This window comes from Thalassoglobus neptunius, from assembly GCF_007859735.1.
GTDB classification, from domain to species: domain Bacteria; phylum Planctomycetota; class Planctomycetia; order Planctomycetales; family Planctomycetaceae; genus Thalassoglobus; species Thalassoglobus neptunius.
Map to the genome: position 1 here is coordinate 1 of NZ_SIHI01000076.1, position 12,295 is coordinate 12,295.

The window sequence follows — 12,295 nt, forward strand, 5'->3', positions numbered from 1 at the left end:
CTTGCGTCCAATCCGAAGCGACAGCTTTGCCACTTCCAACAACACATTCGTTCGTGGGGAATCACTCATCACCAGATTTTAGCGCATTCTCATCTCAGATTCCAGAGATGTTTTCAACAATGCAAATATTGTTCTCTTCGATTAACAACTCCCGCTGAAATGAAGCCCAAATCGCAACCGCTCCCGGAAGAACATTGCCACAGTGGCTGATCTCACAATGATCGACCCGATTCCGAGTCGGAACTTGTTCAGGCGCGGAATTGGTCCAGGATTGATCTTCAACCTTGCGTGTTCGATCTTCTCCCAAGTTCAGGCCATTGCCTCCGATCGCATCGAACCGACACTTCGTCACACGACAATTGCTCGTTCTCGATCCCAACCACAATCCGGTGTTTCCAAGCTCTTCAAAGTCACAGCCCACGAATTTGCAATCGCTCGCCAGAGAAACTTCGACCGCAGCTGAGAGCATTGGCCGATTGCTTGTTGTCCGCTCCCCCTGAGCATTTCGGGGTTCATTCATCGTCGCTTGAGCACCTGCCAGTCCTCCCGCGGGCATTGGAAATTTTGTCCCTGTGAAACGAATTCCCTCGAAGACAAGATTCCGAACCGATTGTTCGTCCTCTCCCTTCACAACGACAAGTTGTTCAAGAAGCGGAAGCTCAACATTCGGCAGCGGAGCACCTTCTTCAGCGATGTAAAGAATTGAATTGGAACCGGAATTCAGTACCCAATCTCCCGGTTGCTTTGCAAAACTCGGGTGACCTTCGATCCAGTATCGTGGCTGTCTTTCAAAGTGATCGATCGCATAGTGGGCAGCCGAACAACCAATCGGGCCGACCGTTTTCAAAGTTCGAGTCGATGCGTCGTAAGAGGCGATGGGAAGCTGACTTGAAGACCAGTCGTGAAGCAGGATCAAAGTCGAGTTTTCGATGTCGTCGCCGATTCCATCGGGAAGATCACCTTCATTCACGGTGAATCCGCTCCGTCGGTCCGGAAGCGATTGTGCGATGCGAAGAGTTCCCGTTCTCGGAAACCTCGCCGGTGGACGAAGTTCCCCATCGATGAGAACCGCTCTGAGGCGAGCAATCTCTCCTGCACTCTCCGGAATTTCGAAACTCCATCGTCCGCCCCCCAGATCCGTTTTCGATCCAAGTTCCATCGCGCCGGTCAATGTCACGGAGTTCTCTTTCGGACCTCGAAGCGTCAAGCCGTCCCCGACAAGTTCCGAATCGATCACAAGAGTCTGCCCCAGTCGGTAAACACCAGCTTGCATCTCAAGCACAACCGGTGTTGTTGTCCCGCCTTTTCGTAGTTCCGAAATCCTCTCCAGTGCGTCTGAAAGAGTATTGGGTTCGGCTTGCTCAACAATCTGCTCAGCCGAAGCGTTCTGCGCTTCACTCGATCGAACGAAAGCGTTTCCCAGAAGGATCATGAACAGCGTGAAAATTCCCAGGTGAACGAGTCTCATCGTGTTTCCGATTGCTAGAATTTCCTTGATCAATAGTCGTGAGAGTCTCGAACGACTCTGCCGCCAAAGTGTGTCATCCTGACCGATCCAGCTATCGAGAAGCAACCCATCGCAGAGCGTTCATGATGGATTCGTCTGCGACGTTAGGATATAAGCAGTGGTTGCGAGCCTCGCGAGATTTTCAACACCGGTTCGCCGTCAATTCCCTTCTCCTGAAAAATCCTTCGCACCACCAAAGAGCGTCCCGTGTCCGACGATTCCTCGATCCCCCCAGACCATATTCGGCTCGACCACTTTCTCAAACTTTGTGGTGCCGTCGACACCGGAGGACAAGCTAAACAGCTCATTCAGAACGGGGAAGTGCAAGTCAACGGCGCTGTCGAAAAACGGCGACGCAGAAAACTCGTCGCTGGCGACAGCGTGGTGATTGACGAAGAAGAATACGTCATCGAAAGCACAGACGATTAGAGCATGTTGCTCTTTCCAGTGCACTCGCTTGAACTCCTTCACCGGAGAAAAGGCTGAGTTTGCTCGTGCGACTGAGTGCACTCCAAATCAGAAGATGCACCAGTGCCGACGCCGCGAAGTTAAGTGGCGAGAATGAGAGAAGAAACTATTCGCCGCCGGGTTGGCTTCGTCGATCCGAAATATTGTGCAGCAATCCGCTGGCTCGTCCGAGTGACTGTGTTCCGAAGCGATCTTGAATTCGATCACGGACATCGTCGAGCACTTCGCTTCGTACATCTGTCGGCTCGTCTTCGAAAAGAGTTTGCTGCACCTTTTGAGGCCGTGCAAGGTGTCCCACTCCAACGCCGATCAAGCGGACGGGGCGCGGCTGTCCTTTCGTCGCTTGACGGATCAGGTCTTGCGTGATTTTCCAAATCGTCTGAGTGCAATCGGTCGGACGATCAACGGTGTGACTTCTGATAAGGGTCTGAAAATCGGAGAAGCGGATTTTGAGACTGACCGTTTTGCCTCGAAGCTTATTCCGCCGGAGTCTTCGAGAGACTTGATCAGTCAACTCAAGCGCCCAACATTCGATGAGTTCGACATCACTCATGTCTTCGACAAAAGTTCGTTCGTGCGAAATTGACTGAGCTTGCCGATCCGGAATGACGCGCCGCTCATCGATCCCCCTCGCCAGTTGATAAAACCGATCTCCGTACGAGCCGAAAATCGAAGTGAGCGCGGGACGCGACAAGTTCCGGAGGTCACCGATCGTAGCGACTCCATGCTGACTGAGAACACTTTGCGTGGATCGTCCGACTCCCCAGATTCTTCCGACCGGAAGTGGATCAAGAAATTCCCGAACGCTTGAAGAATCGACAAAGACAAGCCCGTCCGGTTTGTCGAGATCGCTTGCAATCTTTGCAAGAAACTTATTGGGTGCCACCCCAACAGAAGCCACCAACTCCGTCTCAGAAAGGATCGTCTCTTTCAGCTTCCGGGCAATCTCGATTGGCGGGCCGAACAAATGCGTGCAGCCACGCACATCCAGAAATGCCTCGTCGAGAGACAACGGTTCAACTTCCGGAGTAAACCGGAACATGATCTGCTGAATCTCTCGGGAGACCGACGAGTAAATCTCCATTCTGGGACGAATCGAAATCAGCGACGGACACAATTGGAATGCACGGCGGGCTGGCATGGCGCTGTGAATACCAAATTCGCGGGCCGCATAATTCGCAGCGGCCACCACACCTCTTCCGGTTCGAGTCCCTCCGACAATCAGAGGGCGATTCTTGAGAGTTGGATTCTCGCGTTCTTCCACTGACGCGTAAAACGCGTCCATGTCGACATGTAGAATCATTCTCAAGTCTTATCGAATGAGAAGTGGCTGGATGATGATTTCCCATGCTGGCAGATCAACGTCCCCGAAACAATCTCAGACCATTCAGTAGGCAGATCCTTCTTGTGAGGGAGTAAACTTCAAAGAAACCGAGTTGATACAATATCTCTGACCGGTCGGAGTCGACGGGGCATCATCGAAAACGTGACCGAGATGTGATCCACAACTCGCGCACGTCACTTCCGTTCGAGTCATTCCGTGAGAGTAGTCTTCGAAGAGATTGACGTTCTCCCCCGCCTTCGCAGCATAGAAAGCAGGCCAACCGCAGCCCGATTGGAACTTGGTCTCTGAACTGAAGAGTTCTTCGCCACACGCTGCACAACTGTACAAACCTTCCGCGAAATGATCGTCAAACTCATTTCGAAAAGGCCGCTCAGTCCCCTTGGCGCGGAGCACATAATACTGCTCTGGCGAAAGAAGTTTTCGCCATTCCTCCTCAGTTCGCTGAATTTGCTGCTTCATGGACTCACTCTCTTTTCTCATCCTCCAGCCTGATTTAGGAACGTTCGTTCACCAAAGCTGTCTGGAGGTTTGATTTTCTCACACGATGAACCCGGTCGACATCGACAGCCCCAATGTCCTGAACAGTCCCATCGGGCCAATAAATAGCGACTCGATCCACCGCTGTAGCATTTCCCAGGCCAATCGTCTCTGGAAGTTCAACCTGGGAGAGGTAACTTCGTGTCGGCATGATCTTACCAAATCGAACCTCATCTCCGAATTCCACTCGAATTTCAGCCCCGATTGCGTGCGGATTCGAGCCGTCTCCCTCGAGGTCAAATCGAAGCCAATGATTCCGGGTCAGCTGATCATTACGCAACAGTCGCGGCTTATCTCCCGTTGCCATGATCAGAATGTCCAAATCCCCGTCTCCGTCGATGTCAGCGTACGAGGCACCTCGACCGACGAGCGGAGCCGAGAAATCTTCGCCGACTGACGAGTCGGAAAGAAGCAGAAACTCTGTCTGAAACCGAGGTCCACAGTTCCAGAACAACTGCGGCGATTGCTTATAAAACTGGCTTGGTTGCACACGATTGATATCTTCTTCGAGGTGTCCGTTGGCAGTGAACAGATCGACTCTTCCGTCGAGATCGGCGTCAAAGAAGAAAACGCCGAACGTCAAACTTAGACGAGTGCTTGGCCCCAAACCCGACGCAATCGCCTCGTCCACAAACTGCATCGACTGCCCGGAAGAGACATACAAAGCAGTCATCTCGTTTGAAAAGTTTCCAATCGCGATTCCAATCGAGTCGTTGTTTCGAAACGGTGCCGAGTCAATTCCCATCGCCCCGCGAGCCATCCCGTTCATGTCAAACGCCACTCCGGAGATCGCGCCCACTTCGCGGAACGTTCCATCCTGATTGTTGCGAAACAGGAGATTCTGAACGGTGTCGTTGGCGACAATAATGTCGAGCCAGCCATCGGAATCGAAGTCGTCGAAGGTCACTCCCAGGGACTTCGCGACTGGAACATTCGTCGCTGAATTCCGAATCTCTAATCCTGCGGACTCCGTGACATCGGTGAATTTTCCGTTCTGATCGTTTCGAAACAGATACGGAAACGCACCTTCAAAGTTCTGCGGCCGACCGTAGGCCCGGTCTCCTCCCGTCAGCTTGAAGTCCTGCGCGAGATCATACTCTTTCGACCACGTGACATAGTTGCAAACGAACAAATCAAGGTCGCCATCGTGGTCGTAGTCAAACCAACCGCAACTGGTGCCCCAATCCTGCTTGCCACCCGCAACACCTGCACTCGAAGTCACATCCGCAAACTTCCCATTCCCTTCGTTGTGGAACAGGCGATTCGGTCCAACGGCGGTGATGTAAAGATCGACAAGCCCATCTCCATCGTAGTCACCACAAGCCACTCCCATTCCATACAACGTGACATCCAGCCCGGAACCTTCCGTGACATCTTCGAAGTTGCCTTTCCCGTCATTTCGATAGAGGGCCAATGTTGATTCGGACGACTCCGACTCACCCGCGAACTCCTCCCAGGTTTGTGAATTCACGAGCAGCAAATCCTGATCTCCGTCATTGTCAAAATCAAAAAACGCACACCCTCCTCCCATGGTTTCGGGAAGAAGCTTCTGACCAGCCGCTCCATTTTCATGGACGAAACCAATCGAAGCAGCGTCAGTAATGTCTGTGAATGGAATCTGCGGAATGTCCACATCCTCAGACTCACGTATTTGGACATCTGCCAACTCGGTCGGTTCGCTCACTTCGACAACTTTTGGCCGATTCAACCACCAGACAGTCCCTCCGACGACGCCTCCCAGCACCACCAGGACCGCCAGCGACCATTTCAACGCAACTCCGACAACGGCATCGTTTTGCTCGTCCTGATCAGGGTCATAACCATCTTCATATTTTTCGGATTCTTGCATCGCAATTTTCTCATCCGCTAAGAGACGTATTGATGAACTTTCGCCGACTCCGATTCGTACACACTTCGACTTCTTGAGAAGGAAGCGATCATCAGAGAGGCTGCAGAAAGCATTGCCACCGAATCGCGGTGGCAATGCAGATCAACGAAACATTTATTCTTCTGCCGAATCGCCCTCTTGCTCGACGAAATCGTCACGATCCAGAGGGTATTTGACAACTGCTTCAGCGGCGTGATTGGCAGCTGGATACTTCTCCCGAGCAAGCCGCACCGCTCGACCGGCAGCGTTGTCGTCGGGTTTGAAGCGTTCATGCAGTCTGGCGTGTTCGGCTGCCTTCTCCGGCTCATCCAACTCCAGGTAAACTTGAGAGAGGCCATAATGGGCTGCAAGGTTTTCGGCATCGATTGCCAGAGTCTTCTGATACTCGAGGACAGACTCTTTCCAAAGCTGCCGGGCTTCTTCTGTTTTCCCTTGCCGTGCACGCTGACGCCCCTGATCCAGAAGAGTCCGCCCGAGAAGATTAATCACTTCATAGTCGAGGCTGAAATCGAAACCCCGCTCGACCATATCCGGCGTCCTCTCGTTAATAACACTGCGAAGGTTCTGAACCGCTTCTGTTAAATAACCCTGTTGACGATTAATCACTCCACTGAGCCATGCCCACGTCCAGCGCGGATATCCCGGTTCATCTTCATAGGCACTGGCACGCTGAAGCGCAGCCACCGCGTCATCGAGGCGTCCTTCACGTTCGTAAACACGCGCAAGATTGAGAGCACCATCCCAGCGATCCAGTTTCTCGACCTGCTCAAATGCTTCCGCAGCTTGTCGAAGCTCGGCTTTCCCTTTCAGCAGAAGACCAATTCCATAGTCATTCCAACGCTGCCAGACAGGGAAATCATCTGCCGGATTCTCGACCACGACATCCACTCCAGAAACTGGAAACACGATCCGATCCGAAGCAAGCGTCGTCACAGGCAACTCATTGACGTAATCCTCTCCTTCAACCGATCCGCGAATCGGAGTCCCAAGCTCGCGAGTCGCCTCGTCAACGATCTGCATGTACTCAGTGTCGAATTTTCGATACTGGAGCTTAATCTCAACCTCAACAGGCGCGCTAAGTTCCTCCGGCAACTGAAGTTCGTAGTGAACGGTCTGCCCTGCCCCCGGTGGGATCTGATGGTTATAAAGCGGAGTAAAGATATTCTGCGGATTCCGTCGGTTAATTCGGTTTCCATCTTTATCGAGCATGAAAACGTTCACGAAATGGCTCCACGGATCGACTTCGTTCTCTTCTTCAGGATCCATCGCTCCGCTGCGACCGATGACCTTTCCGCCCGACGTGACTGTAACATCCAGCCAGACTTCATTGGAATCTGCTGTTCCTTGCGTAAACAAGTGCCCCAGCTTCAAAGTTCGAATCACAGCTTCCAGAAGATACTTCTTCCCAGGTTCGAGTTCCGGAACCTCTGGTCGCAATGGTGCTGTCAGCCGACCGTCGATCTGAGCATCCTCACGAACCCCGAACAGGTCGACCCGCATTGTGCCGTTTAAGAATTCCTGATGTGCCTCAATCGTATCGGAATGATCAAGCAGCCAAGCAATCCCCGTATTCGCAGCGGGAAACAGGTGATCATGTACGGTCAACATTCCAGAATCATCAAAGAACTGAGCCCCAAAGTCGTTGGACTCTTCGAGTGGCATATGACAGCCGTTGCAATTCACTTGTGCCTTTGGCGGGTAATAAAAGCTCCGCGCCGCATGTCCGGAAACCCCACTGAGCAGATAGTTGTCGTAATGATTTTGCCCTCTCAAGAACTCTTTGTAGTTATTTAATTCATAAGGCAAATGAACCTTGTGACAGGTCGAGCAGAATTCTGCGGTCTTATGAAATGGCTTGAGAAACGTCTTCTTATGAAATGACGGTTTCGCCTTGACGAGTTGTTGATTCACCCAGCTGAGAATGGCGTTATCACTATAAGCGAACGGATAATGCTGCGGCTCTTCGATCGTATAGTCCGCATTTCCTCGAGTGCTGTTCACGTTGGTAATCGCATGGCAGACGGTACACGTAATCCCTGCATGCGCCGTTGGATGATCGACCACATCAAACTCAGGGTCATCGAAAGCACCACTGAAGAACGGCACAGGGTCATGACATCCCGCGCACCAGCGAGACGCCTGAACACTCCCATCCCGTTCAAGACTGACTTCTCGTGTTTCCATCACACTGGTGAGGTACGGTGGGTTATTAAACGAACTGAAACGGTGAACACTCTTCTCCCAGCCCGCATGAACATCGGGATGACACTCTTTGCAATAAGCGTCATTCATGAGCGCGTGTGCGGGAATAAAGTTCCCACTTGCTGTGCGAGCGAGGGACGGTTCAAAGTACTGAACTCCGGTCTCAGGTCCGACCGCAAACCATTGTCGAGGATCCTGAAACTGAGCCCAGAGCATGATTCCTACCAGACTTGCTGCGAATGTCGCGTAGCCCAGACCGACTCTCCACTTGATGCGGGGACCGACCAGTCGGTGGAGCCAATACATCCAGACCGCAACAAGTGGCAGTATGACGTGCAGCCAATATATCGTCCGACGGGCAATCGGGTTCTTCAGATCGAACCCTCCAGCACGTGTGAGTAGCAGACCGGTGACCAGAACCACGATCGAAACAATGAACAGAGCATAGCCAATTTTGACAGCTCGGCGGTTCCGGCGATTCCGGGACGCCAGCATGTGATTAATACCGAAAATCAGAAACGGAATAATAAAAATGAGGCCAAGAATGAGGTGGCCAAGGAACATGTACTGATAAAAATAATTCTGATACGTCTTCCCGGTGTACCACTCCAAAGCAGTGATCGACGCAAGGTAAAGTGCATTCGTTGCAAGGATCGCAAGGAGTGCGAAGACGATGTGAAGAACCTTCCGCATGCGATCACTAACCGCGCGGACCGGCCTCTTCTTGCCGGGTGTTGGAACAATTGCAGGCATTTCTGGGGATCTCTCTTACTACTCACAAGAAATGGCAACTCGCAGCATCGGTCAGAGCCCGTGCAGGGGCGCATCATCGCACGCCATTCGATGCGCAGACACAGGTTAAACCTGCAATCCGGTAGTGCATCAACGAGTTACCGTGACAAGAAGTCAGGTCAGCAAGAGAGAGATTGTGGAGGACGTTCAAGGTCGGAACGGTATCCGCTCAGACCTTGCAGTTTCCCAGCAAGAAATCCCCACCTGTGCGAAGAATCCGTCTGCGTAAGTGCAAGCAGTTGCACGAGAAAGGGTTCGAACGACTGAACCTCAACCACACTCGGAATTGGTGCGATCGGTTTGGGCGGCAATTGACGACAACTCGGCCCGTTGCAACCTTGAGAGCCCTCAGGCTGGCTGTCCAAGAGACGATCGAGTGAGAGAGAACGTTTTGCTTCGATCAACCTGGAAGCTGTTCCGTTCCAGGAGGAAACGGTTTGCAGTTGGTCGAATCCGTCCGGGCTCAGCATGCCATGAAAAGTCTGATGAGACCCCGCTTCAGCGAGCCAGTCCCCGCAAGTTGCGCACGCATCTCGCGACAGAGTTCCCCAGAAGAGAACCCCTGCGCAGAGAGCACAAATTCGCAGATATTGAAGCATATGGCGGAACATCCCATCAAAGTTGGATGAATTATTCCATGCTGATGTTGAATTTTCCAGTCACATTTTTCCAATCGAAGCGAGGAATCCGGGTTGCAGAAAATAATTCGGTTTCAAGAGTTTTGGTTGTTTCGAAGGCTGTTGCAGGTCCTTCGGTTTCATTTGGGACGTTTCCGATTCCTGCACGATTGTCTTGTCGCCTTACGTTCGACATTGTCGCAGAATGCTTGAAACTGCCCCAATTGCTATGATTTCTCCGGCAGTTCACGTCCATCGCTGGTCAAGATATTGCAGATGACAAGCTTGATCAGATTCTCAATCACAGTTGAGGTAGTCCAGAAAATGACCCAACTTTCTCCGAGCCAGTTCTTCACTCTCGTCTTCGCATTATCTCTGAGTTTCGGATTCTCAAATCCGGCGTCCGGTCAGCCCTCAATTGCTGAGCGTGTCGAGATGCTTCCGTCGGGGACGAATACCATCACGATTGTTCGATTGTCCGAAATCCTGGAAACGAACCGCGCCATCGAAGAAGAATGGGAGGCTCAACTCGAAGAAAGGTTTCTAAGTGGAGCAGCCGCGATTCCTCCACATATCGACAACATGGTTGTCGGCTCGTTGCTTCACCTGACAGTCCTCGAAGAAGTCTGGTCCGCGACGACCTTTCCTCTGCCTGCCGGAACGACGATGGAAACGATCGCGAAAGCACACGAGACATCGGTCGAATCGCTACTTGGACGCGATTCAGTGCGGATTGATGACCGGGCTTACGTAACCACAGTCTCTTCCGATCTTGCCGCAGTCTATGTTCCAGCACACCGACAGGACGCTGCACGGTGGTTCCGTTCCCTTGCTTCCGGAACAACGTCGTTGAATTCCGAGTACCTCAAGAAGGCCGCATCGACTGAAGGGCATGTCGTGATGATGATCGACCTGACAGCGATGGTCGATCCTGTCGTTTTCCGACGACAACTCAAAGAAGAGAGTCGCTATAAGAAATTTGCATCCGTTGCAGACACTCTCGTCCCACTGGTCTCCGGCGTTCGCGGAGCAAAGCTTGTGATGAACGTCGACGAAAAGATCTCTGCGACATTAGACATTGATTTCAGCAGCGAGGTCGGAAAATCAGTCTTCAGCGTCAAAGCGATTCTCCTTGCGATTCTTGATGATCTGGGAGCTTCTATCTCCGAATTGACATCCGCCGAAATCACTGCGAATGGTCCTGTCGCCACTCTTAAATGTGAGCTCTCGGAATCGAGCTTCCGCCAGATCGTTTCCTTAATCTCACTCCCACCCAAAACCAGCCACGAATCCGTTCCTTCACCTCCCGAACCAGAATTGACCGGCCCTGTCGACGACAAGCCACAACCCGATTCAGGAAAAGCGACCGCCGACTATGTGAAGGCGATCAACAAGATGATTGATGACCTCGAAGTCTCGAACCGTCGAGCCAATAACTACGAGAGAACCATCCTGTGGCATGAGCGATTCGCCGACCGAATCGACGATCTCGACCGAACAGGAGTCTCAAGCCTCGCAATCGAATACGGCGAGAAAATTGCCAACGCCTTTCGGGCGATCGCAGCTTCTCTCCAAGGGCAAGCTGTCGAAGTGAATACTCAACAGCGATCGATCGTCTACAACACTCACTACGATCCAGGCTGGGTTGAAGCAAGCGTCTGGGGAGGAGTGGGAGTCCGAAATCCAAGCGTCAATGTGACAAGCAATCTTGAAGAGGTTCGACGCAATCAAGCTGCCGCCGTAGCTGCTGGTTCCAAAGATCGAATCGCCATTTGGCAAATGATTCGCGATGAACGAAGCCGGATGTCACGAGTCGCAGATTAGAGCAAGTTGCTCTTTCCTGTGCACTCGCTTGAACTTTTTCATCCGGTCAAAAAGGCTGAATTTGCTCGTGCGAGTGAGTGCACACTAGAACAGAAAATGCTGTAGTCCATTATCAACGTAGTCAATAGCCAGCGTCTCTCTGAATTCACTTGCAGAGACAGAGAGCCTTCCGCAAGAACGGACAATCCAACGAAAGAGGCCGCACTCGAATCAACGAGTGCGGCCTCTTTGAGTTTATGATCTCAGTCACGCTGCAGTCTGTGACTATTTCGCCGCCTTAGGGCCAGCCACTCCGATCACACCGACAGCGACGCGAGGTCCGGCATCACCAGACGGTTGGCTCTTGAGATCGTCTTTGCCTGCGTGAACGACGATTGAACGTCCAAGAATGAAGTGGACTTTCAGGCCTTCTACATCCACGTTGACCTTGGCCAAGCCGTTTTCATCAGCAGTGATGTTTCCCAAATCTCCGACGTGACGCTCATCTGCATGGAGACCGCCATGATCTTTGCCTTCAGGATTGAAGTGTCCACCAGCAGCAGTTCCGTCCATCGAACGCAAATCACCATACTCATGAATATGGAATCCATGTTCGCCCGGAGTCAGACCGTTCACGCGACCACGAATCCGAGTCACTCCGTTCACTTCCTTGAAAGTAATCTGTCCGCGAACTTTGTTCCCTTTGGTCTGTTTTAAGACAACGACTGCCTCAGTCGGCATCGCCATTTCGTGTTCGTCTGCCTGAACAAGTCCCGATTGTCCGAGCATCGCAACGATTGCAGCTAAGCATGTCAGCATTTTCATCGTAAGATCACTCCTATTTTTGAATTGAAGGCCTAAGACCTTCGAACAGAAAATGTGTTGTGATGGCTGTCGAATCACATCGACAGCGTGAATGTTCAACACAATTCCCACTCTCTCACATCCCAGTGAGCAATTCAACGTCGAACGAATTCATTCACCAGCGATCCGCCGGACTGCTTCTTAACAGCCCGTTGAAAAACTCGCATTGATGGGGGAGATGAATTATCTTTCAGCAGTTGGAGTTGATCAAGGAGGAAACGATGGCGTTGGGGCGACGGAAATCGGAAGTTCAGGGTGAGTTGTGGGTGGCA

8 protein-coding genes are annotated in these 12,295 nt (G+C 52.0%); 2 read left to right on the top strand and 6 right to left on the bottom strand.

The features are described 5' to 3' along the window. Positions 1 to 94 precede the first annotated feature (94 nt). A complete protein-coding gene (locus KOR42_RS24890; protein ID WP_146512516.1) occupies positions 95 to 1,468 on the bottom strand; it encodes a hypothetical protein in 1,374 nt (457 codons plus the stop codon). A 246-nt stretch (positions 1,469 to 1,714) separates the two neighbouring features. Here KOR42_RS24890 and KOR42_RS24895 point away from each other — a divergent pair, with 246 nt between their 5' ends. Next, positions 1,715 to 1,936 (top strand): RNA-binding S4 domain-containing protein, encoded by a 222-nt coding sequence (locus KOR42_RS24895; protein WP_197441565.1) that lies wholly within the window; start codon positions 1,715 to 1,717, stop codon positions 1,934 to 1,936. Between the two features lie 145 nt (positions 1,937 to 2,081). Here the strand turns inward: KOR42_RS24895 and dinB are convergent, their stop codons facing one another. The 4 genes from dinB to KOR42_RS24915 all read right to left on the bottom strand — a co-directional run bounded on the left by dinB (position 2,082) and on the right by KOR42_RS24915 (position 8,700). Next, on the bottom strand, positions 2,082 to 3,278 hold the full coding sequence (gene dinB / locus KOR42_RS24900; protein ID WP_146512517.1) for a DNA polymerase IV: 1,197 nt from the start codon (positions 3,276 to 3,278) through the stop codon (positions 2,082 to 2,084). Between the two features lie 84 nt (positions 3,279 to 3,362). Further along, on the bottom strand, positions 3,363 to 3,779 hold the full coding sequence (msrB, locus tag KOR42_RS24905) for a peptide-methionine (R)-S-oxide reductase MsrB (RefSeq protein WP_146512518.1): 417 nt from the start codon (positions 3,777 to 3,779) through the stop codon (positions 3,363 to 3,365). A 34-nt stretch (positions 3,780 to 3,813) separates the two neighbouring features. Further along, a complete protein-coding gene (locus tag KOR42_RS24910) occupies positions 3,814 to 5,706 on the bottom strand; it encodes a CRTAC1 family protein (RefSeq protein WP_146512519.1) in 1,893 nt (630 codons plus the stop codon). Between the two features lie 153 nt (positions 5,707 to 5,859). Next, a complete protein-coding gene (locus tag KOR42_RS24915) occupies positions 5,860 to 8,700 on the bottom strand; it encodes a tetratricopeptide repeat protein (RefSeq protein WP_146512520.1) in 2,841 nt (946 codons plus the stop codon). A gap of 980 nt (positions 8,701 to 9,680) precedes the next feature. On the opposite strand from KOR42_RS24915, the gene KOR42_RS24920 reads away from it, so the two are divergent. Continuing rightward, positions 9,681 to 11,180, top strand: coding sequence for a hypothetical protein (locus KOR42_RS24920; protein ID WP_146512521.1), 1,500 nt, complete (start codon positions 9,681 to 9,683; stop codon positions 11,178 to 11,180). A 264-nt stretch (positions 11,181 to 11,444) separates the two neighbouring features. On the opposite strand, the gene KOR42_RS24925 is transcribed toward KOR42_RS24920, so the two are convergent. Further along, positions 11,445 to 11,984, bottom strand: coding sequence for a superoxide dismutase family protein (locus KOR42_RS24925; protein ID WP_146512522.1), 540 nt, complete (start codon positions 11,982 to 11,984; stop codon positions 11,445 to 11,447). Positions 11,985 to 12,295 lie beyond the last annotated feature (311 nt).

Excerpts from the sequence above, each read along its gene's own strand:
- KOR42_RS24915 (WP_146512520.1), bottom strand. The coding sequence starts at position 8,700 with ATGCCTGCAATTGTTCCAACACCCGGCAAGAAGAGGCCGGTCCGCGCG.
- msrB (WP_146512518.1), bottom strand. The coding sequence starts at position 3,779 with ATGAAGCAGCAAATTCAGCGAACTGAGGAGGAATGGCGAAAACTTCTT.
- KOR42_RS24890 (WP_146512516.1), bottom strand. The coding sequence starts at position 1,468 with ATGAGACTCGTTCACCTGGGAATTTTCACGCTGTTCATGATCCTTCTG.
- KOR42_RS24925 (WP_146512522.1), bottom strand. The coding sequence starts at position 11,984 with ATGAAAATGCTGACATGCTTAGCTGCAATCGTTGCGATGCTCGGACAA.
- dinB (WP_146512517.1), bottom strand. The coding sequence starts at position 3,278 with ATGATTCTACATGTCGACATGGACGCGTTTTACGCGTCAGTGGAAGAA.
- KOR42_RS24910 (WP_146512519.1), bottom strand. The coding sequence starts at position 5,706 with ATGCAAGAATCCGAAAAATATGAAGATGGTTATGACCCTGATCAGGAC.
- KOR42_RS24920 (WP_146512521.1), top strand. The coding sequence starts at position 9,681 with ATGACCCAACTTTCTCCGAGCCAGTTCTTCACTCTCGTCTTCGCATTA.